This is a genomic window from Candidatus Woesearchaeota archaeon (genome assembly GCA_020854775.1).
Classification (GTDB): Archaea; Nanobdellota; Nanobdellia; order Woesearchaeales; family 21-14-0-10-32-9; genus 21-14-0-10-32-9.
The window spans coordinates 1-21,040 of the sequence record JAHKLZ010000002.1; the positions used below are offsets into that span (position 1 = coordinate 1).

The 21,040-nt window shown below is 33.3% G+C and carries 24 protein-coding genes and 1 tRNA gene; 17 read left to right on the forward strand and 8 right to left on the reverse strand.

Translation table 11 applies throughout. The annotated features are described in order from the left end of the window. Window positions 1-777: hypothetical protein (locus tag KO361_00035; GenBank protein MCC7573967.1), on the reverse strand; the 777-nt coding region annotated here is incomplete at its 3' end. A 161-nt stretch (window positions 778-938) separates the two neighbouring features. Between KO361_00035 and KO361_00040 the strand changes: the two genes are divergently transcribed. From KO361_00040 to KO361_00060, 5 genes are all read left to right on the forward strand, one after another. Further along, window positions 939-1,166 carry a ribbon-helix-helix domain-containing protein gene (locus KO361_00040; protein ID MCC7573968.1) on the forward strand — a complete coding sequence of 76 codons (228 nt, stop codon included), beginning with the start codon at window positions 939-941 and terminating at the stop codon, window positions 1,164-1,166. Between the two features lie 40 nt (window positions 1,167-1,206). After that, a tRNA-Trp gene (locus KO361_00045) sits at window positions 1,207-1,344 on the forward strand. A gap of 199 nt (window positions 1,345-1,543) precedes the next feature. Further along, window positions 1,544-1,879 carry a hypothetical protein gene (locus KO361_00050; GenBank protein ID MCC7573969.1) on the forward strand — a complete coding sequence of 112 codons (336 nt, stop codon included), beginning with the start codon at window positions 1,544-1,546 and terminating at the stop codon, window positions 1,877-1,879. After that, the gene (locus KO361_00055; GenBank protein MCC7573970.1) at window positions 1,848-2,438 is read left to right on the forward strand and encodes a nucleotidyltransferase domain-containing protein; all 591 of its coding nucleotides are present in this window, start codon (window positions 1,848-1,850) and stop codon (window positions 2,436-2,438) included. The genes KO361_00050 and KO361_00055 overlap by 32 nt, the downstream gene beginning before the upstream one ends. A gap of 36 nt (window positions 2,439-2,474) precedes the next feature. Next, window positions 2,475-3,068: a hypothetical protein gene (locus KO361_00060; GenBank protein ID MCC7573971.1), complete on the forward strand. Its 594-nt coding sequence runs from the start codon at window positions 2,475-2,477 to the stop codon at window positions 3,066-3,068. Here the strand turns inward: KO361_00060 and KO361_00065 are convergent. The 3 genes from KO361_00065 to KO361_00075 are packed head-to-tail and all read right to left on the reverse strand — an operon-like array spanning window position 3,058 to window position 5,343. Further along, window positions 3,058-4,437, reverse strand: a complete 1,380-nt coding sequence (locus tag KO361_00065; protein MCC7573972.1) for a hypothetical protein — start codon at window positions 4,435-4,437, stop codon at window positions 3,058-3,060. The two genes, KO361_00060 and KO361_00065, sit on opposite strands and share 11 nt — an antisense overlap. Window positions 4,438-4,484: 47 nt before the next feature. After that, window positions 4,485-4,994 carry a hypothetical protein gene (locus KO361_00070; protein MCC7573973.1) on the reverse strand — a complete coding sequence of 170 codons (510 nt, stop codon included), beginning with the start codon at window positions 4,992-4,994 and terminating at the stop codon, window positions 4,485-4,487. A 10-nt stretch (window positions 4,995-5,004) separates the two neighbouring features. Further along, the gene (locus KO361_00075; protein ID MCC7573974.1) at window positions 5,005-5,343 is read right to left on the reverse strand and encodes a hypothetical protein; all 339 of its coding nucleotides are present in this window, start codon (window positions 5,341-5,343) and stop codon (window positions 5,005-5,007) included. Between the two features lie 297 nt (window positions 5,344-5,640). On the opposite strand from KO361_00075, the gene dph2 reads away from it, so the two are divergent. The 12 genes from dph2 to KO361_00135 all read left to right on the forward strand — a co-directional run bounded on the left by dph2 (window position 5,641) and on the right by KO361_00135 (window position 17,433). Next, entirely contained in the window at window positions 5,641-6,615 is a 975-nt protein-coding gene (dph2, locus tag KO361_00080) for a diphthamide biosynthesis enzyme Dph2 (protein MCC7573975.1), read from the forward strand. A 47-nt stretch (window positions 6,616-6,662) separates the two neighbouring features. Next, window positions 6,663-7,973, forward strand: a complete 1,311-nt coding sequence (locus KO361_00085) for an ATP-binding protein (protein ID MCC7573976.1) — start codon at window positions 6,663-6,665, stop codon at window positions 7,971-7,973. A gap of 6 nt (window positions 7,974-7,979) precedes the next feature. Further along, the gene (locus KO361_00090) at window positions 7,980-8,135 is read left to right on the forward strand and encodes a hypothetical protein (protein MCC7573977.1); all 156 of its coding nucleotides are present in this window, start codon (window positions 7,980-7,982) and stop codon (window positions 8,133-8,135) included. Next, complete coding sequence (locus KO361_00095; GenBank protein MCC7573978.1) at window positions 8,136-8,585, forward strand: hypothetical protein; 450 nt, start codon at window positions 8,136-8,138, stop codon at window positions 8,583-8,585. A 12-nt stretch (window positions 8,586-8,597) separates the two neighbouring features. Next, a complete protein-coding gene (locus KO361_00100) occupies window positions 8,598-9,212 on the forward strand; it encodes a DUF998 domain-containing protein (GenBank protein ID MCC7573979.1) in 615 nt (204 codons plus the stop codon). A 41-nt stretch (window positions 9,213-9,253) separates the two neighbouring features. Then, window positions 9,254-11,017 (forward strand): hypothetical protein, encoded by a 1,764-nt coding sequence (locus tag KO361_00105; protein MCC7573980.1) that lies wholly within the window; start codon window positions 9,254-9,256, stop codon window positions 11,015-11,017. 31 nt (window positions 11,018-11,048) lie between these two features. After that, complete coding sequence (locus KO361_00110) at window positions 11,049-11,537, forward strand: hypothetical protein (protein ID MCC7573981.1); 489 nt, start codon at window positions 11,049-11,051, stop codon at window positions 11,535-11,537. Between the two features lie 103 nt (window positions 11,538-11,640). Then, window positions 11,641-11,805 carry a hypothetical protein gene (locus tag KO361_00115; GenBank protein ID MCC7573982.1) on the forward strand — a complete coding sequence of 55 codons (165 nt, stop codon included), beginning with the start codon at window positions 11,641-11,643 and terminating at the stop codon, window positions 11,803-11,805. After that, window positions 11,805-12,497, forward strand: coding sequence for a hypothetical protein (locus tag KO361_00120; GenBank protein MCC7573983.1), 693 nt, complete (start codon window positions 11,805-11,807; stop codon window positions 12,495-12,497). Before KO361_00115 ends, KO361_00120 begins: the two co-directional genes overlap by 1 nt. Then, window positions 12,494-14,284 carry a hypothetical protein gene (locus tag KO361_00125; GenBank protein MCC7573984.1) on the forward strand — a complete coding sequence of 597 codons (1,791 nt, stop codon included), beginning with the start codon at window positions 12,494-12,496 and terminating at the stop codon, window positions 14,282-14,284. The genes KO361_00120 and KO361_00125 overlap by 4 nt, the downstream gene beginning before the upstream one ends. A gap of 157 nt (window positions 14,285-14,441) precedes the next feature. Continuing rightward, window positions 14,442-14,630, forward strand: coding sequence for a type II toxin-antitoxin system HicB family antitoxin (locus KO361_00130; protein MCC7573985.1), 189 nt, complete (start codon window positions 14,442-14,444; stop codon window positions 14,628-14,630). A 1-nt stretch (window position 14,631) separates the two neighbouring features. Beyond that, window positions 14,632-17,433, forward strand: coding sequence for a fibronectin type III domain-containing protein (locus tag KO361_00135; GenBank protein ID MCC7573986.1), 2,802 nt, complete (start codon window positions 14,632-14,634; stop codon window positions 17,431-17,433). Here the strand turns inward: KO361_00135 and KO361_00140 are convergent, their stop codons facing one another. From KO361_00140 to KO361_00155, 4 genes are all read right to left on the reverse strand, one after another. After that, entirely contained in the window at window positions 17,434-18,327 is an 894-nt protein-coding gene (locus KO361_00140; GenBank protein MCC7573987.1) for a hypothetical protein, read from the reverse strand. An 8-nt stretch (window positions 18,328-18,335) separates the two neighbouring features. Continuing rightward, window positions 18,336-19,085 (reverse strand): hypothetical protein, encoded by a 750-nt coding sequence (locus KO361_00145; protein MCC7573988.1) that lies wholly within the window; start codon window positions 19,083-19,085, stop codon window positions 18,336-18,338. Window positions 19,086-19,138: 53 nt separating this feature from the next. Further along, window positions 19,139-19,903 (reverse strand): hypothetical protein, encoded by a 765-nt coding sequence (locus KO361_00150; GenBank protein ID MCC7573989.1) that lies wholly within the window; start codon window positions 19,901-19,903, stop codon window positions 19,139-19,141. A 196-nt stretch (window positions 19,904-20,099) separates the two neighbouring features. After that, window positions 20,100-20,951, reverse strand: coding sequence for a hypothetical protein (locus tag KO361_00155; GenBank protein ID MCC7573990.1), 852 nt, complete (start codon window positions 20,949-20,951; stop codon window positions 20,100-20,102). Between the last annotated feature and the right edge of the window lie 89 nt (window positions 20,952-21,040).

The following is a 21,040-nucleotide window of genomic DNA, read 5'->3' on the forward strand; positions in this document are numbered from 1 at the left end:
TATTAAACTAGTTGTTGTTGTCCAAAAATCCCCGTTAACTAGAGTGGTGGGTGTCAAACCGTGTGGTAAATTCAAATAAGCAGAATCAGTTATTGACGCAGGCAAATTTAATTTCCCTGTGAGTGTTCCTCCACTTAAAGGCAAATGACCTGTTTGCGAATAAGTGTAAGCCGTATTCCAATTCGTACTGGTTCCTCCTGTCGCGGTGATTGTTCCGTTAACGTCTAGTTCGGTTCCCGGATTTGTTTTTCCTATACCTACGTTTCCGTTGTTTAGTAGTATTAGTTTTGTGTCGTTTTCTGTTAGGTCTCCTGCTGTTGTTTTTGTTATGATTGAGAAGTTGCTTCCTGTTCCCCAACTACTTCCTATTACTACTCTCGTGTTTGGTGTTCCTGGGTCACTGTACATTATTCTGTTTCTTGCTGCGTTTAGAATTATGTTTGTTCCCACGCTGTCTATTGTTTCGTAACTGTTTATTTGTAAACTAGATGTGGGTGTGTTTGTTCCGATGCCGAGTCTAGAATTGGTGTTGTCCCAGAATAAGTTGTTGTTTCCACTTACTGTGGGTGGCGTCGTGGTCCAGAACGTGATTTGTCCTGGTTGTACGTCTCCTTCGTGGTATAGTCCGCTGACTGAGTCTAGTACTTCTGTTAGTGGTTTCCATTCAGCGTTTCCTTGATTATCTGTGGAGGTTAATACTCTATTTTCTTCAGGGGTTCCACCTTCTATTTTTATTTTATCTTCAAATACGGCTGGCAGATTAAATCTTAGTTTCAAATTTGTTTCCCTCTTCTTTTTTTAGTTTGTTTTTTTTCTTTTATATTTTTTTCTTATTTTTTTGTGTTTTTGTGTTTTTTTCGTCTTTAAAAAAAAAGAATTTGTTGTTTTTTGATGTCATTTGATAACATTTATATATTTGTTTTGTTTTTGTTTTATTTATGGCTAATAAATTAATAAGTTTGAGGATTCCTGACACTTTATTAAATGAAACAAATAAGTTTGTTAAAGAACAAGGCTTTTCTAGTGTTCAAGAATTTATTAGGTTGGCTTTGCGTGAAAAAATTGATAGGACTAAGAAAAAAAAATTGTTTGAGCAAAGTAAGCTTAGTGAACTAGAAAAAGTTAAGATTCGTGCTGATTTGGAAGAATATATTAATATTGAATAAAAAAAACTTTTTTAAACTCTTCTATAATCTTGTTTTATGCGGGGGCGTAGTTTAACCTGGCTAGAATAGCCGGCTCCAGTGCTTTGGAGCGATGAGTCGAAAGACGATGATTAATGTTACGGTATGAATTAGAAGTGAGAGATACCGGCCGATGGGGGTTCAAATCCCTCCGTCCCCACTTTCTTTTTTGTTTATTGGTATTGTTGTTTGTTAGGGGATTTGAACATGCTCAAAAACTTTCAGTTTTTGGCACCTCTTAATTTCGTTCGAGGAATCCCTTCGTCCTCACTTTCTTTCTGCTTTTTTTTAATACACAACAAAAGTTATATGTTATAACCAAAATATTTAAATAAGTCTTATTGGTTATATATTATAACATGGTTTTGAAGAATCAAATTTTAGTATTTAAAAAATCAGCAGATACTTTGTTTAAACAGAAAGATTATACTAGTGCTACAATTCTTTATTTTAAAACTTGGTTTGTTTTGCAAGATTTTATTTTAAAAGAAAAAATAGGGGAATCTCCTAAAGATCATAATGTTCGTTTTAGAATGTTGGAATCTTATTTTCCTAAAACATATATTGAATTAGATAAAGAATTTTCAACTTATAGAGATACATATTCTAAAATAACTGATTTTGAAACTTGTAAGAGAATAAAACAAAAGGTGGAAAAAGAAATTGATACATACAAAATTAGTAAAGATTTGTAAATCTTATAAAAAAGTTAAAGATTTAGACGACATTATTTTATTTGGATCTTTAATGAGGGGTAAAAAAAATCCTGAGGACGTAGATATTCTTTTAGTTTTTAAAAATAAAGTATCTAAAGATTTAGAGTATGATTTAAGGAAAAATTTGGAAAAAATAATAGTTAATGTTTCTTTATTATCTAAAACTAAGATTCAATTAATCGACGAGTTTTTTGAGGCCAGAGAAGGTGTTTTTTTCGAGGGTTATAGTTTGTTTAGAGAAAAATTTATTGCGGAAGAGCGAGGTTTTAAATCTTTTGGTTTATTTATTTATCAAACTAAGAATTTGTCTAATTCTAAAAAAACTAATTTTTATTATGTTTTAAATGGTAGACGTTCAAATAAAGGCATGATTGAAGAGTTAGAAGCTATTAAGTTATCTAATAATTTATTATTGGTTGAATTAGGTTTCATTGAACAAACAAAAGAATTTCTTGATTTTTGGACAGATTACACTTATGTGCCAGTCATGATGCCTTTACGTCTTGCTCATAAAAAATTTTTAGAACTAAATTTTTAACACATTTTTTATATTCTTATTTTTTTCTTGTTGTTTATGAAGAAAGATCTTGTTCTTGATGATTTGCGAAAAGCTAAACAAGAATTAGCAGATAAATCTGATGAAGAGTTAGAAGAAGAACATCAAAGTAGTATTCTTTTTAAAAGAATTGTTAATGTGTTGGTTGCTTCTTTTCTTGTTTTGTTAATGCTTTCTTTTTTGTATCTTGGTTCTCCTGTTTATAGTTACATTTTTGGTTTGGCTGGTTCTTCTAGAATTGATGATTTTAACACAGTCGTTTTTAGGAATGAAGTAATTGTTTCTTTTGATGATGAGACTTTGTTTTTTCTTCAAGAATTATATAATCCTTTAGGTGATGAAAGGGCTGTTTGTTTGCTAGGGGAAGTTAAAGGTAATGAATACTTCGTTGAAGGTTATTATAAGCCTAGGGTTTTTGAAAGAGCTTGGAATTATGTGTCTCACGCTCCTTGTTCTGATGACACAATTATCATGTTGCACACTCATCCTTTTAAGAGGTGCGCGCCTTCTAGTACTGACAAGAACACTCTTAGAAATACTAAATTTGTTAATCCTAACATCATCATGTTGGTGATGTGTGGTGCTGAAAGATTCTCGGCTGTTATTGATTAGTTTTTTTTATTTTTTCTCTGTATTTTCGTCTCATTTCTTTTTGTTCTTCTGTTAATTTAGGTCTGCCTTTTGATTTTTGTTCCGTGTTCATTTTTTGTTTTAGTACTGCGTATTGTAAGGGGTTTCTAATTCTTGAACAAAAATTATCTGGTGTGCATATTCTTAGGTCTTCGTAGTATGACTTACAATTATGAGGGGGTATTGCTTCTTTTTGTTTTCTTAATTGTGATAATTGTCCTTTTAAGTATACTTCTCTTAGTGGCTCAGGATTTTTTATATTCCAGTCTTTTATTTTTTGTTCAATCGCGTCAAATTCCCAGTTTACTCCTTTGAAAAAATTTATCATTGTGAACAAAGTTCTTTTTTTTCCATCTTCTAATCCTCGTAACGCGTTTTTCATGCATGGCGGAAATAAATCTTCAGGCACTGCTTTTTCTGGTAAATCAAAATGTTTTTTTTCCGTGTTTTGTATTGGTTCTTTTGGGTGCGTGTCGAACGCGTTTATTATTAGTGTGCTTGCTTCTCCTTTCTTAACGTTTTTTCTTTCTAAGAATGGCACGTCGAACTTCACGTTTTCTGGTTTGGCTTCCTCTTTTGAAAATTTTAATATTCTATCAATGCTTACAGGCACGCTTACTAGTTCTGATTTTTCATGGAATGAATAAGGCATTCTGTATAAGTGTCTTGGAGCTATAAGGACTGTGTCTATTTCTAAGAATGATTCAACGTCTAACATTCTTATTTCTTCGTTGTTTTCTTTTCTTATTTGTATTAATTTATTTATTGGTATGTTTGTTCTTTTTGACACATTATTTATGTCTTTTTTTTCGAATTTCATTATTGCTTTTTCGAGTTTTGGTTTTAATATATCTCGTAAATAATAAGCGATTCTTCTTGGCGCGTCAGGAAATAATTCTTTTGTTGGCTTATTATTTACTGTTTCTGGGAATGCTTCAAAAGGTACCGCTAAGTGGAATCCTTTGTTTCCTGAGAATTTACACGTAACACTATTAATTTCGTGTTCTTTAAGTATTTTTATTAATAAGTGCGCAGCTATTTTGCTGTACGCGAAATGATAACAATCTATGTCTAGGATTAAATCCCATCCTTTTCTTATCGCGTTAAGCTCTGTTGCTCTCATATCGCTGCTTATGCTTAAAGGATTAGTCCATAGTTCTTCTGAGCAGTGAAAACTTGTCGCTTTCTTTTTTGCTAGTTCTAATATGTCTGCTTCATAAAATAATGCATCAGGTCTTTTTCCAAAAAAATCTTTGAAGTGTATTGCGACTTCTTTATCTTTTGCTTGTTCTAATATTGCTTTTCTTACTTCGATTCTCTTATAGAATTTAAGTGTTTTTGATAAGAACATATTGTTTATTATTATTGATTACTATAAAAATCTTATTAAATTTTTGTTTATACTTCTCCGAACCTAGTCATGTTTAAGAAACTCTTTATTTCTCGTCTTATTTTGTCTTTATCACTGATTAGTGTTTCTTCGTATCTGTCTGTATATGATTTGTATATGAATTTGTCCATTAATGTTTTTAGAAAGAAATAGAAGGGTGTTCCACTCCAATGACCTTCATAATCAGTTACTACGAAAGTGTCAAATGTGAATTTCGCATTTCCTTTCATCAGTGTTATTTTTACGCCGTCTTGATTAATAGTTGTTTCTTTTAGTTTTGATAGTACCGCGTTTATTCTTATTTCTATTTTTACGTAGTCTGATATTTTTTTGTAAGGGTGAAGTTTAAGAGTTATTTGTTTTCCATCTTCGTACACTTCTTCGAAGTTCCATTTTTCGAATTTGTCATATCCGTGCTCTTTGAACCATTTATCTATTAATCTGTAAAGTCCTTTAACATCTATTAATCCTTTGTATGAAAAAGATTCTCCGAATGTTAAATTTCTGTATTCAGTCATTTTTTTTGCCTCAGTAAGCGTTGCTCGCTGTTTCCATATAGACTTTCTCCTTAATTAATGTTTGCAAAGTGTACAAATCATAGTATAGTCTGTCTACATATTTTATGTCGTAATAATTTTTAAGTATTCTTTTTACTAATAATTCTAGGAAGTACTCAGTTATGTTTCCTTTAAATTTTCCTTGATAATCATAAGTGACTTGGCCTGATATTTTTACGAAGAATTGTCCATTGTTTACTTTTCTTTTATTCCCCATGTATTCTGCTTCGAATTCTTTTACTCCGTAGAATTTTCCGTCAACTTCGACGTTGAATTTTACGAAGTCATTTATTTTTACTTCTGCGCGCATTTCTACTTCTAATTCGTTTCCGTAATCCGCGACTTTGTCTTTGTATCTTTTTTCATCATAATCATATTCTCTTTCTTTGAACCAATGTCTTAATCCTTTGTAAATAGCGTCTAAATCATATATTCCTTTATGACGTACTTCTATTGTTGGAATTGGTTCGCTTATGCTTATTTAAATCACCTTTTTTATTCTTAATTTATCAGAGCGAACTTATAAATGTTTCTTCTTTTGTTTTTTTTTTCACTAATTATTTATAATAATTAATATTTCTTTGTTTTTATGTACAAGGAAAGATTATTGGTGGAATTGAAAAAATTAAAGAGTTCTTTATCAAGTGATGATAAGCCTGTGGCTGTTCAGCTCCCTGAGGGGTTGAAGCAGTATTCTACTCTTGTGTTGGATGAATTGTGTGATTTTGATCCTGTTTTATTTGTTGATCCTATGTATGGTGCGTGTGATTTAAGAGATGAGGAAGCTAAGAAGTTTGGTTGTAATTTGTTGATTCATTTTGGTCATGCTTTTATGGGCAAGCCTAAGATTAAGACTTTGTTTGTTCATGTTTCTTATTTGTTTAATGATGAAGAATTATTTTTTTTGGTTGATGAAGTTAAAAAATTAAATTTAGGTTCTGTTAATCTCGTTACTACTATTAATTTTTTGGATGAAATTCCTAGAATTAAGGATGAATTAAAAAAAATAGGTGTTGTTGTTCTTGATTCTAAGAGTTCTAGTCACGTAACTAATAATCATGTTCTTGGTTGTGATTCTTCTACGATTGTTGATGTTGGTGAGCCTGTTGTTTTTGTTGGTGATGGTGATTTTCATCCTAATAATCTTGGTTTTGTTCATAAAAACGTTGATGTTTTTGTTATTGATCCTGTTCATAGAAAATCTAAGAAATTAGTTATTAGTGATTTGTTTATTAAGCAGAGGTACGCGTTGGTTGCTAAGGCTAAGTCTTGTAATTCTTTTGGTATATTTGTTAGTGGTAAGCAAGGTCAGTTTCGTTTAAGATTTGCTAGGTTTATTAAGGATAAATTAGAGAAGCTTGGTAAGAAGGCTTACATTTTTGGTTGTGATTATGTTAATGAGGATTACGTTGAGGGTGTTAGTGTTGATTGTTATGTTAATACTGCTTGTCCTAGGATTGCGTATGATGATCATGCTAATTTTAGGAAGCCTATTATTACTCCTCAAGAAGTTTTCTTGTTGGAAGATATTCATAATGAATTAAAAATTGATCAGATTCATGAATTAGAGGATTTTTATTAGTTTGTTTCACCAAAAATATTTAAGTAAGCTTTGTAATTCTTGTTTGTATGAATGATATAATTATTGGCAGAGATTCTAGTGATAGAAAAAAATTTGGTGATAAAGGCATTATTCTTCTTGGTAAGCACTACGTGAAGATGGGTAGGACTACTTCTTTGTCTAATCGTGTTTTTATGGATGTTACGCGTAGTCACGTCATTTTTATTTGTGGTAAGCGTGGTGGTGGTAAGTCTTATACGTTAGGTGTTATCGCGGAGGGTGTTTCTGATTTGCCTGAGGAAGTTAAGCAGAATGTTTCTATTATTTTGTTGGATACTATGGGTGTTTATTGGACTATGAAGTATCCTAATAAGCAAGATAAGGATTTGTTAGAGGAGTGGGGTTTAGAACCTAAGGGTTTGGATGTTAAGATTTTTACGCCCACTGGTTTTTTTGATACTTTTAGGGAGAAGAATATTCCTACTGATTTTCCTTTTTCTATTCAGCCTTCTGAGTTGAATGGTGGTGATTGGATTACTACTTTTGGTATTAAGCCTGAGGATCATGTTGGTGTTTTGATTGAGCGTATAATTTATGAATTAAAAGAGATAGGTAATAATTATAGTGTTAAAGATATTATTAAGCGCATCGATGATGATAAGGATTCTGATCCTGTTACTAAGAGTGCGGCGAAGAATCGTTTCTTGTCTGCGGATAAGTGGGGTTTGTTTGATGAGCGCGGTACGCCTTTGTCTAAGTTGGCTATGGCTGGTCAAGTAACTGTTCTTGATTTGTCTTGTTATGCTACTATGTCTGGTTCTTGGAATATTAAGAACTTGGTTGTTGGTCTTATTGCTGATAAGTTATTCGTGCAGAGGATGGTTGCGCGTAAGGATGAGGAATTCGTTGAGTTGCATAAAGCTATGAATCCTTATTCTGATGATTATAAGGAGAAGCAAGAGGAGCCTTTGGTTTGGTTAGTGATTGATGAGGCTCATGAGTTTCTGCCTAAGGATGAGAAGACTCTTGCTACTGATCCTTTGATTACGATTCTTAGGGAGGGTCGTCAGCCTGGTATTTCTTTGATTCTTGCTACTCAGCAACCTGGTAAGATTCATACGGATGTTATGACTCAGTCTGACACGGTTCTTGCTCATAGGATTACTGCTAAGCTTGATACTGAGGCTCTTGGTACTTTGATGCAGAGTTATATGCGTACTGGTTTAGTGGGTGAGTTGGATGATTTGCCTAGGGAGAAGGGTGCCGCGGTTATTTTTGATGATACTAACGAGAAATTATATCCTATGAGGGTTAGGCCTAGGTTTACTTGGCATGGGGGTAGTTCGCCTATTGCGATTCATTCTAAGAAGGAGGATTGATTATTCGTGGGTGAAGTTGTTGATAAGAAGGATGTTGTTTTGATGAAGCAATGTATTGATGATGCTAAGCTTATTGTTTTTGAGAAGCGTTTATTGGAGTCTCAGTCTTCTGTTGTTAGTATCGCTGTTGCTCTTTTTGAGTCTAGGAGTAGGGGTAAGTAATTGAGATTGATTAATAATTTCGTTGTTAGGGTTTTTTGTAAGTCTGGGGAGGATGAACAACTAATTAAGGAAGGTCTTCTTAGGGTTGCTGGTTTTAGTTTTGAGGATTTGGAGCGTGAGAAACTAGTTATTTCTAGGTGTGTCGCTAAAGGTTTTGATGATAAAATTATTATTTTTGAGTTGTTTTTGCAGAAGCCTAGGCATTTGGGTGTTGCTTTGAATAATTTGGTTAATAATTTGTCTGTTAAGGATAAGGGTTTTTTGTGTGCTCAAGATAATAGGTTAGATGATAATCTTGATTTTTATTTGAGGTTGTTAAAACCTGGGATTCTCGAAGATTTTTTTGAATTAACCGATTCTGGTGATTGTTTTCATGTAAAATTTAATGTTGCTTCGTTTCCTAAAAACAAGGTTGTTGCTAAGCAAAACATTAATAAGCTTTTTTCTTAATTCTTTTTTTTTATGATTGGTTCAAATAAGAATTTTGTTCATGTTTTGTTTGTTGAGTACTTAGTTTTGTTTTCTATTATTTTTATTCCTGTTTATACTTTGTTGTTTGGTTTGAAGAAGTCGCCTTTTGAGTATACGCTTAGTATGATTGGTAATTGGTATGGTTTTCAGAAGTCTTTTATTATTTGGGGTGTTATCACTGCTGTTTTGTTGTTTTTTGTTATAATTCACATTTTTAGGAGAACTAAGTTTCAGAATAAGAAAGCGTATAGGTTTCTGTATTTTTCTGCTATTTTTTTGATTTTAACTGTTTTTGTTCCTACTATTCATGATGAACCTATTCCTAAGGAGTTGAGAAGTTTAGATTTTAATATTCACGCTGTTTTAGGTGTTTTATTCGCTGTTTTTCTTATTGTTTCTTTGTTGTTGTTTTCTAAGTATTTATCTTTGGTTGATAAGGAGTTGTCTGTTAAGTCTTTTCGTTTGATTTTGTTTTGTGTTGGTGGTTCTGTTTTTACTCTTACTGTTTTTGGTATGACTGGTATTTTTGAATTATTCTTTTTTATTTCTTTATCTGTTTTTCTTTTGATTATTAATAAGGATTTGAAATCTCATAGAAAAGTTTAAATATGGTTGAATAAGTCATTTTTTTTGGGGGGGTTTTAATAGTGAATAAGAAATTACTGTTGTCTTTTTTGATTTTGATGATTTTGTTTTCTTCTGTTGTATTTGCTGCTCCTCAAGTAATTGTTAATTCTGCTGATTGGCGCGATGTTTATTCTGGTTTGCTTTATGCTCGTCTTGATGGTAAGCAAGGTCATTTCTTGACTAGTACTAGGCACGCGTCTATTATTCTTGGTAGTATTTCTCGTGCTTCTGAGAGCATCGAAGTTTTTACGTCTAGGAATAATCCTTATATTGCTAATTATCAGCCTATTCTTGTTAATGAGGGTTTTCAGAATATTCAAGAGTTCAGGGTTAGGAGTGGTAACTTAGAGATTCTTGATTTGCTTCCTAGTGTTGATAAGTTCATAATTGTTGATGATTCTTATGGTTATAATGCTATCTCTGTTGCTCCTTTGGCTTCTCTTGGTCGTTATTATGTGTTGTTTTCTAATCGTAATAATGTTAATCAAATAGTTAATGTTTTAGAGGATAGGAATGTTCGTGAATTAATTATTTATGGTCAAGTGGATAGGTCTTTAAGGTCTTCTTTAGAAGTTTATGATCCTTTAATTATTAATACTGGTGATAGGTTTGATAATAACATTATTTTGGTTGAGAAGTATCAAGAGGTTTATCGTAGCATTCATGGTCAGTCTAGGCGCCAAGTGATTCTTACTAATGGGGAGTTCATAGAGTCTAGTATTATGAGTGGTGCTGATCCTGTTTTGTTTATTGGCTTTGCTAACGTGCCTGATCAAGTTAGGAGTTATATTTCTAGGAGCGAATTAGAGGTTGGTACGCTTATTGGTAATGAGTTGATTGGCGCGGCTACTTTTATTAGGCGTCAAACTGGTCTTAGTGTTTTCGTTAAGTTTGGTCAGGGTGCTCGTGTTCCTGAGGGCGCGATTGCGCAAGTTGAGGATCTTGATAGGTTTCCTATTCCTAGGTATGATTTGAATCTTGGTATTGTCGTCGCGGTTGTTAATACTGCTACTAATAATTTAGAGGTTACTTATAGGAATTTTGCGCCTGTTTCTACTTATTTTTTACCTATTAGTATGCGCGTCACTGATGGTCAGAGTTCTAGTATTGTTGATATAATTGATGTTATTCCTACGTTTATTGATGGTAATGATTTTAAGACTGTTATTTATCCTTTGCTTGATGGTGATGGTGAGCGTATTGATTTGTTTGGTGATAATAAGTCTTTAGAGCTTAGCGTGATTTATGGTGAGTCTCCTAAGGCGTTGGAGCAGACTCTTGAAACCGTTGTTCCTCTTTCTGAGATAAGTGTTATTGATGGTGCTGAGTTGGATATTGTTGATGTTTCTTTTAGTGCTAGGAATAGCCGATTCTTGATTAAGGTTAGGAACATAGGTGATGTTGATGTTTATGCTACTGCTGAAATTGTGGAGTTGATAGTTGATGGTGAATCTCTTATTTTTGGTACTGATCAAATTATTAGTTTAAGGCCTGGTAAATCAGGAACTATTAGTGTTGATACAACGATGGAGGAAGAAGATATTCCTTTTAATGAGAAGATTCGCGTTAAGGTTCTTTATGGTGAGCGTGAGAATTCTTTGATTAAAGTCAAGGAAGGATTGTTTGACTTCAAGTATGAATCTGTTGATTTGATGTTAATAATCTTGATAATACTAATAATTTTGTTACTTCTTTTATTCTTCATCACGAAGAAATGCAAGCATTGTAAGAAGAAGAATCCTTATTTTAGGAAGAAGTGCAAGAAGTGTGGGCACAAATTATAATTTTTTTTCTTTTTTTTGTGGTGATTAAAAAATGAAGGGTAATTTTTGGAATAGTGGTTCGTTTAGGTTCGGGTTTAGTTTTGGATTAGTTTCTGGTATTCTTACTACTCTTGGTTTAATGGTTGGTTTGAATGCGAGTACGGGTTCTGCTGTGGCGGTTATTGGTGGCGTGATTATTATCGCGGTCGCGGATTCTTTATCTGATTCTCTTAGTATTCACATTTCTAAGGAGTCCGAAGTTAGAAGTGATTCTAAGGCGTGGAAGATTTCTTTGTTTACTTTTTTGTCTAAGATGTTTTTTTCTTCTTTGTTTGTTGTTCCTTTGCTTTTGTTTAGTTTAAATCTGGCTGTTCTTGTTAGTGTTGGGTTGGGTTTGTTTTTGTTGGGTGTTCTTAGTTATTTTTTGGCTTTGGAACAAAGAGAGAATCCTTTGAAAGTCATTTTTCAGCACTGGGTTTTAGCTTTTGTTGTTATTATTTCAACTCATTTCTTAGGGTTGTGGATTAAGCTTCTGTTTTGATTTTTTTCTTTTTTTACACAAAACAATGTAAGTAAATATGTAAGTAAATTTATAAGTAAAGTATTTATATGGGTTTTGTTCTTTTGTTGTTTGTGATGTATTTTTGAAATTTAAACGTAAGCTTTATACTAGGGGTCATTCTTTTGAAACTACGATTCCTAAGCCTTTACTTTTTGAATTGGATTTAGACAAAAAGCAAAATGTCGTATTCAAATTTGATTCTAAGGCTAAGAAGTGGTACATAGACTTTGAGGAGGGTGATGATTAATGTTGAAGATGCGCGCTCTTGTTAGTTTGTTGGCTGTCGTCGTGGTTTTGTTTCTTGGTTTTTTGTCTTTTTTTATTTCTTCTGAATTAGTTGAGACTTTTACTGGTTTGACTACTGTTGCTAGGGTTAGGATTTTGGAGTTGTCTCCTGAGACTTGTTCTGTTTTTTTGGATGATGGTTTAAACGTGGTTTCGTTTCCTTGTGAGACTGGGGTGAAAAATTTTTCTTCTGCTTTGTCTGATGTGAATAATGTTTCTTTGAATTTTGAGTACATTTTTTATTTTAATCCTCTTAATAATGTTGATCCTTGGAATAGTTTTAATCCTAGTTTGCCTAATTGGACGATTCAGACTAGTTCTACTTCTTTTGATAGGCGTAGAGGTTACTTTGTTTACATGAATGAACCTGGTACTTATTTCGCGGAGGGTTTGCGTTTTAATACTTCTACTATGAATCTTCGTTCTGGTTGGAATCTTGTGGGTTATCCTTCTGAAACGGAGCTTGAAATAGTTGATGCTTTGAGTTCTATTTCTGATTATTATGTTAGTGTTCATTCGTTTCAATTAGTTAATGGTTCTTATTCGTGGTTGCATCATTTTAAAGAAGGTAATAGTTCTTTGGATTATTTTGTTCCTGGTTATGGTTATTGGATTTATGTTAATCAAAATGTTGATTGGGTGGTGACTTGGTGAGTTTTATTTTTCGTAGAGGATTACTTGTTTATTTGGTTTTAGTAATTTTGTTATCTTCTTTCGTTGTTAGTCATCCGCCTTTGCCTATGGAGCTTTATGGCGCGGCTAAGCTTTTTAATGTCCCTGTTAATCCTGGCATGGTTATTCAAGCTGTTGATTCTCAAGGGGATGTTTGTGGTAGTTTTTCTGTTGTTAATTATGGTTTTTTTGGTACTATGTCTTGTTTGGGCGAGAATACTTCTCCTTCTGTGAGTGGTGCGTATCCTGGTGAATTAATAAGGTTTAGAGTTGGTGGTTTTCCTGCGTCTGTTCTTTTTAATAATTCTGTTGAGGGTATTGGTACTTTGCATTGGGAAAGTGGCAAATTTCAAGGATTGATATTGGTCGCGCCTCCTCTTATTTGTGGTGATGGTTTTTGTGATTCGTATGAAAATTGTAATACTTGTCCTGAGGATTGTGGTGAGTGTCCTGCGCCTCCACCTCCTTCTAGTTCTCCTGGCGCGTCTGATCCTTCTGATTCTCCGACGCCTGATTTTCCTGGTTTTGATCCTGGCGCGCCTGCTTTTGGTCCTGATACTCCTGGATTTGGTCCTGATATAGTTGAAGAAGATGAGTTAATTGATGATTGTGTTGAGTCTTGGAGTTGTGGTGATTGGGGTCTTTGTCTTCCTTCAGGTATTCAGTACAGGGATTGTGTTGATGTTAATCAATGTGGTACGGATGATGATAAGCCTGAAACGGAGAGGTTTTGTGATTATGATGCTGAAGCGATTTTGCCTCCTGACTTAATTGATAGGCCTAGGATAGAGGAGCCAGGTGTTGTTGCGCGTTGTGATTTGCGTCTTCCTTTTTTTAGTGTGGAATCTTTGTTTTTCTTGGTTCTTTTTGCTATTATTGTTCTTGTTCCTTTATTTTTTCTCAAGGCTGAGAAGAGTAGTATTAAGAAAAAGAAGCTTGAGGAAACTGAGGAGTTGTTGGCTATTTTTCATGCTGAGCACAAAGTTTATACTTTTTTGATTATTGCTTCTGTTCTCTCTGTTATTGTTTATTTGTATCATTATTTTTTCTTTTTGTGCAAAGACGTTTATTATAATAATTTGTGGTTGCTTTTTGTTTTTGTTTTGATTTCTCCTATTGTTATTAATGTTTTTTTGGCTTTTTTGAAGTATTCTGAGCGTGAAAAATTGTTAAAGATTAGTTTGCTTAATAATACGCATTATAAGCATTTGTTGCTTTTGTCTAGGTTACAAAAGGAAGAAATTGCTAGGTCTGAAGCTGAGATTTCTAATCAGATTTATGCTTTGAACAGCAGGAATGAGTTTGGTGATTTGTTGTCTAGTGTGAAGGAAATTAAGAAGATTTATGATGATTTATTGCGTCTTTATGATTTGTATATTGATGGCAAGGATTCTTTGAAGACTGAGAAGGATTTGTTGAATCAGATTAAAGATCTTGATAAGAATGCTGATTTTATTAAGGCTGTTGAGAGTCATCCTGAGCTTTCTTCTTTGAAGGATAATATTTCTCTTCTTTATTCTGCTTTTGAGTCTAAGCAAGAATTAGATGTGCGTATTCATGCTTTTGAGGATGCTCTTAAGCATCCTGAGAAGGAGGATGTTTCTGCGGATGGTTCGGTTCCTGTGTTGTCTGATAATGAATCAAGTGAGGAATCAAAAAAGGAATCAAGTAAAGAATCAGGCAAGGAATTGAGTGATGGATCAAGTGAAGAATCTGGTGATGAAGCTAAAAGTGATGAGTCTAAGAAGCAGGATGGTTCTTCTAGTTAATTTTTTTCTTTTTTTCTTTTTTTAAAAAAAGAACCTGCTAGCAAATTAGCAAAATATTTTTATATCGAAATATTTATATATAATGATAGCTATTATTTTTTTTATTATTTATAAATAATTTAGAGAATAGCAACAATTTAGGATTTGATGGTTATTAATGGCAAGAAAACAGCTTAACATAAGATTAGATGAAGAAATACATACTAAAGCTAAAATAATTGCTATTCTTAAGGGTTCTACGCTTAATGATTTCATAGAGAAAGCTATTCTAGAAGCGTTAAAAAAAGAAAATTCTGATGTTATTTCATCTCAAAGTATTGGTTCAAAAAAGAAAGGTAAAGGATAAAATGTTAAAAATAAAAACTAAGAAGGACTTGTATTTAAACATTGTATTAGTTTTATTTTTGTTACTTGTTTCTCTATCTTTTGGAACTGCTTTATCTATGGATGTTTCTTCATTGATTAAAGCTGAGAATAATGAAGCTATCTCTTTTCATCTAGGTATTTCTGGAAACGTATCAGAAGTTTCTGCTTCTAAAAATGTTTCTCAAGGAACTTTAGTTCTTGATGGTTCTGATTACTTGTTTTCTTGGATTTCTAATTTTGATTCTTCTGGTTACTTAGATATTTTGTTCTCTGTTGAAGATAATGAATCTAGTATTTCTTCTTCTGTTGTTATTGCTAGAAGTCCTGTTATTTCTGGCTTAGAGAACGTTAATATTAATTCAAGAATTCTTGATGTTTCTTTAGAAACTGATTTAGCTTCTGTTTGCAAATATGATTTATCTAACAAATCATTTTCAAGTATGACTTACACATTTAAATCAGTTGATGATTTTGTTCATGAAGGTAAAACACCTAGTCTTTCTCAAGGAACGCACAAAGTTCATGTTATTTGCAAGTCACTTGTTGGTGTTGAGTCAAAAGCTTCTTTTGTTGTTGATGTTAATTTGTTTCCTTCTGCTGATATTATATTAAGTCCTAGTTCTCCTTTAAGAGCAGGTATAATAGAAGTGGAAGTTATTGCTTCTGAGGATTTGATTGGTGAGCCTGAGCTTAAGTATTATTTTGATGATGATGCTAGTCCTAGGAGTATTACTCTTACTGGTTCTGGTAATAGGTGGGCTGGTTTCATGGTTATTCAGGAAGCTGATAAAAGAAGAATTGGAACTTTTACTTTTAAGGGAGTTGATAAAACTAATTTGGTTGGTACAGAAATAACGTCTGGTAAGATTTTTATTGTTGATAATTATGTTCCTTCTAGGGTTTCTAGTTTTGAGGCTCTCGTTGAATCTGATAGGGTTGTTCTTAATTGGAAGTACTTAGATGAATTATTTGATGAAATTAAAGAGTATAAGATTTATAAGAAATCAAATAGGGGTGGGGTTGATTATGTTCATTATTTAGCTACTACTTCTAGGAATTATTATTTTGATTATGATGTTGAGTATGGTGAGGCTTATTATTATAAGGTTAGCGCGGTTAATCATGCTCACAAAGAAGGTCCTTTATCTAACGAGGTTGCTATTACTTTTATTCCTTATAGGGATGAGTCTTCTGAAGTTAAAGGTTTGGCTTCTGAGTTAAGAGCTGAGTTAAAAGATAAGATTAGTTTCGTGAATGCTTTGATTTTAGATGTTGATTTAGCTGAATCTAAGATTCAGCGTTTATCTTCAGAGAAGGAATTGTTGATTACTCAAAGTCTTGGATTATTATCTGACATTGTGGCTTCTAAGAATAAATTAAATAATGTTGTGTCCGAATTATCTAAATTAGAATCTAAGGATTTGTCTTATGCTGAATTTGATTTGGCTGTGTCTAAGCTTATTATTGAAGCTAACAATGTTTTAAAAGATGTTCCTTTAAGTTTTGAAATTGTTGATTCTGTTTCTTATCAAGAAACTCATGATTCTTTCTTAGCTAGGAACGTTTTTGAGAAGTATTTGGAACTTGAAAATTTTAATCTTTCTCGTAGGGAATCTTCTGATTTGCTTAATTATTTAGTTGAGAGTCAATCTTCTTTTTTAGTTGATTCTGAAGTGATTCGCGCAGTTATTTCTTATTCTGATAGAGAAGAAAGTGTTTCTTTAGTTTCTAAGAATTTACAGTTCTTTGACATTGTTGATGACTTAGTTATCTTAGATAATGTTTTATCTTTAGAAAAAGATGTTGTTTTCGTTGTTAGTCCTGTTTCTAAGAATAATTATTTTGCTAAATGGAATGTTAGTGGCGATTCTAAAAAGGTTTCTTATTATTCTTTTAGTAATTCATCTTTTGATGACTTTAAAGAATCTAAGATGTTAGTTTTCAAACAAGGTAAGGTTGATGAAACTAAGAATTTAATAACAGGTATGGTTGCTAAGGACGTTGAGCGTTCTTCTAATCCTTTATTTGTTCCTTTACTTATTGGTTTGTTGTCTGTTTTGTTTTTGTCTGTTTATTATTTTAAGTCTGAGGAGTCTTCTCTTGTGGATTTGGATTATGTTAAGGATTTGTTTGATTTCAAGAAATTGTTTGTTAAGAAAGATGATTCTCATAAGAAGCTTGATCTTGAGAAGCCTCCTGTTTTAGTTTCTTCTTCCAAGTCCGTTGATGATGCTAATTTAAAGTCTTTGAATCATGTTACACTAATTAATAATGTTGCTAAGGAATTGTTAAATGAAGAAGCAAGTGCTGATAATGTTGATGATGTTGATAATGTTGGTGATGTTAATGCTAGCTTGGTTTCTGATAAGGGTGTTAGCGCGGTATCTAAGGAAAAAGTGTTTGTTGATGATTCTTCTATTAGTGAGGAAGTTCTTGATACGTTGTATGATTTGAAAAGCATAGTTGAAGATATTTATTATTCTAAGGAGGTTGTTGATGATTTTACGTACGTGTCTAAGGTTAAAAATGTTCGTAAGAAGATGTCTAGGAATGCTCCTTTTGGCAAAGAATTTTTGTTGTGTGACGGTCGCATCCTTAAGAATTTAAATGATTTAAGGTTTTCTTTGCGTGATATGAGTGATGATGTTTTTGGTCATCATGTTAATGATTCTAAGAATGATTTTTATTTGTGGATTCGTGATGTTTTTGGTTATAAGTCTTTGGCTTACAAAGTTAAGAATGTTAAGTCTAAGCAGGATTTGTTTAGAATTCTTAAGTTCTGATTATGGTGCGTACGCTGTGAATCTTATGAATCCTTCGCATAATCCGAATGGGTTCATTGGTACTTCTAATTGCCAATAAGTCGTGTTAGTTACTGGTGCTGTGCTTTGTGTTGGTTTTGGGAGTGTTATTCCTAGGTCTTGTGGTAAAGTGTCTAAAGGTATTTTTAATCCGTAGTCTTCAAAAGGCGTGGTTGAGAATCTTTGGTAGTACACGTCTATGTCGTTGCTTCCTGAATTACATATTAGTCCTTGTCCATCTCCTGGTGTTTCTCCGTAGCCTTCTACGCTTATGTTTATTGCCATGTTTCCAAAATTTGTTATTGTCGCGTTTACTTCTTCGCTTGTGTCTAGTACTGCTAATTCGCCGTAGTCTATTAGGCTAGTAACGTTTAACGCGTATAATTCGTTGATAGTGGTGGTGTTTGATAATGAATCTATGAATGTTCCGTTGTTTCTAGCGGTGACGTTGCAAGTCCAGTTTCCATTAGTTGCGTGATAAGCAACTTGGAATGAGCATGTGTATAGTGCGATGTATTCTCCATCATTATCGTAGTTTTCACAACTGCTATTTGTGTAATGATAATCTAGGCTGTCTACGTCTTCATGACTGCTGTCAAAAGTATGATATAATGTGGCGTTTGCGTATTCTATGTTTTCCCATCCACCCCAGTCTCTTACGGAAGCGTTACACGTGACTGTTTTTATACCTCCTCCTGTTAGAGTTATTGGATCGTCTACTACGACGCTTACCATTTCTGGGAATGCATCTGTGATGTTTACTCTCGCGATTACGTCTTTTGTGTCTGTGTATTGAGAATTAACTATTGGTGCTAGAACTAGGATTAAACATAGTGTTATTAAAACTTTTTTTGTTTTGTTTATTTTTATTTTCATGATGCACCTTAGCTTAGTTCTGCGTAAAAGTAGTACGCGGTTGATTGTCCTGCTTGGTTTGGTACGATTGCTTGGAAGTCTACTAGGTCTCCACTTCCTCTGAAACTTTCAGTTTCTTTTTTTATAGGGGTTGCGTATATTAAGTTAGTGTTACTTGTTAATAATATTAGTGGGAAATCTGCGTCGTTAGGCGCTACGCCTTGAGGATCTCCGTTTATGAATGTGCTTGTTGCTGGGCAATTGTTTTTTGCTTCTAAATTAACAGTTATTGATGAATATGTGTTTGAGCTGAATGTTCCATTTATACTGTATGATGTGCTTGAATCTAGGCCTAAGTTAGCGTCTTCGTCTTCCATGTTTTGCGTTGTTGAACAATTTATGTCTGTCCAGTCTACCGCGCTATCTCTTGTTATGAATATGTTTCCTGTTACGTCTCCTACGTCTAGTTCCCATCTGTATATTGAGTTTCCTCCTGCGTCGTCTAGGGCGAGTGTTCCTGTGATATTTCCCACGTAGGCTTTCCAAGTTATTATTTGCTGAGCTACTTCTACTTGCATCGTGGTGATTGTTCCTCCTATGTCTGTTCTTTCACTCGGTGCGTTCGCGTCTCTTGTTTCTGATTCGTTATAAGTTATATCTAGTCCTGTTGGTTGGGCTGTTATTTCTTGGGAGAAGAGGGGCAGGGCTAAGAAAGCCGTGAGTGCTAATAAAACTAGGAAGAGTTCAGATTTATTTTTCCTTTTTCTTTCTGGTTTCATTTTCTCTTAGCCCTGCTTTTTTTTGGTTAAAAAAAAGAATAAAATTGTGGCACCTAGCTTAGTTCTATCCAGAAATAGTAGGTTGTGGAGTCAGTGTCTCCCCATTTTCCTCTTTCTGCTACTAGTAATTGGAAGTCGTATAATCCTCCGTCGTAACCCACTAAGGAATCTCTGACGTTGATTGTTTTGTCTTCAATTATAGCTGTGAATATTAATGTGCTTTGGGAATCGCTTGTTAGTAGTAGTGCTGGGAAATTTTCAAATTGTCTTTCGCTGTTTTGAAATGTGTATGTGGTTCTACATCCGTTGATGGTTTCGAATCCTACGTATATTTCGGGGTGGTCCGTGGCGTTGTAGGTCATGTTTATGTTGTCGTAGTCTGATTCGTTCATTCCGTAGAAATTGTACCATGATGTTCTGTATCCGTTATCGTTTATTGGGGCGCATTCTACTGTTGTCCAGGATATGCTGTCGTTGACTGATGCGTATACTTGTCCTTGTGGTTCTGCCGCGCTCCAGTCGTAGAATCTTGCTCCGCTGCTATCTTCTAATATGATTGTACCTGATACGTTTCCGAAGAAGCCTTGCCAGCTCTTTGTTACGGATACTCCTGTGATGTCTAATTCTGTCAGGTTTCCTGCTATTGCTTCTACTTCGTATGGTGGATACAGCGTCGTGTTTGTTGTTTCCGACCTTATCGTGGTGGCGTTTTCTGCACCTAACGGAACGTTGAATCCGTCATTTGCTTGTGCCATCGCTATGAACATAGTTATTATTGCTATGCTCATCATTATGATGGTTGTTTTTTTAATTCTCATTGTTTTTTGTCACCTCACGGGCTTTTTTTTAGTGTGAATCTATGATTAAATCACCAAAACTTAGATACAAATGTGTATACTGATATATAAATGTTTCGTTTAGGATGGTTTTTTAGTCATTGAGCTTTTTTAGTAGAGAAACTAACAAATCAAATTTTTTTGTTTAGACGAGAAAAATATTTAAGAATTTTTTTTTTTAATAATTACTAAGAGTTTCTACTAATGAATCTTTATTACTGCATTTTTTAACAAGTTCAGCAAGCTCTTTTTGTCCAAAAACATGACTTATCCAAGTAGAGAAATCATGTTTATGACTTGAAACATGATGCTTATATTCTTCTTCACTCATGTCTTGTAATTCATTAAGCAAATCATTAATGCTTAACAATATTTTTCCATTGTTTAATCTGAATGCTTTATCATGAGTTGTTTGCTTACTAAATATTTTAAATTTCTCTGCGCTTTTTATTAAAGATCTTAATTCTATTGATGCTTTTTCTATTTCTGATTCTTTTTCATTCAATAATTCCTTTGCTACGTTGTATTCTTTTGCGCGTATCATCCATTCATTCTCAAGTTCTTTTAACTTAAGCATTTTATTATACAAAGCATCATCTAATTCTTCTTCATGAAAAAAGAAATGTTCTCCTCTAACTCTGGCTTTATGATATCTTTTCATTAAATCAACCAAGCTAGCATTAAAGTGATTATCGACTCCGTGTTTACCACTTTTTATTTTCTTTTCTAATTCCTCAAAAAAAGAATTCTTGCTTTGTTCTTTTTGTTGTGGGATATTCTCAGTCACTTCTAATTCTTTTGCTAGATTCCTTATATGCTCCATCTTCAAAGAATCATCATGCATTTTTTCCATTTCTTCCTTATTTTTTATTAAATCTTCAGGTATTTTTTGAGGATGATCTATTTTTTCTTCGTTTTTCTTGTTTAAACCATATTGTTCTATTAAGCTATCAGGCAAAGAACTAGGAGCATCTAAATCTTGTTTCTTCTCAGAACTATCTTCTTCTTTTTTTCTTTTAAAAAAATCCAAGTACTTCCCCCTCTTTTTAGTCCTTATAAAATTATTCTGTTATATAAAGGTTTTGATGATTTTGGATTAGCAGAATCGTTTTAAAAAAA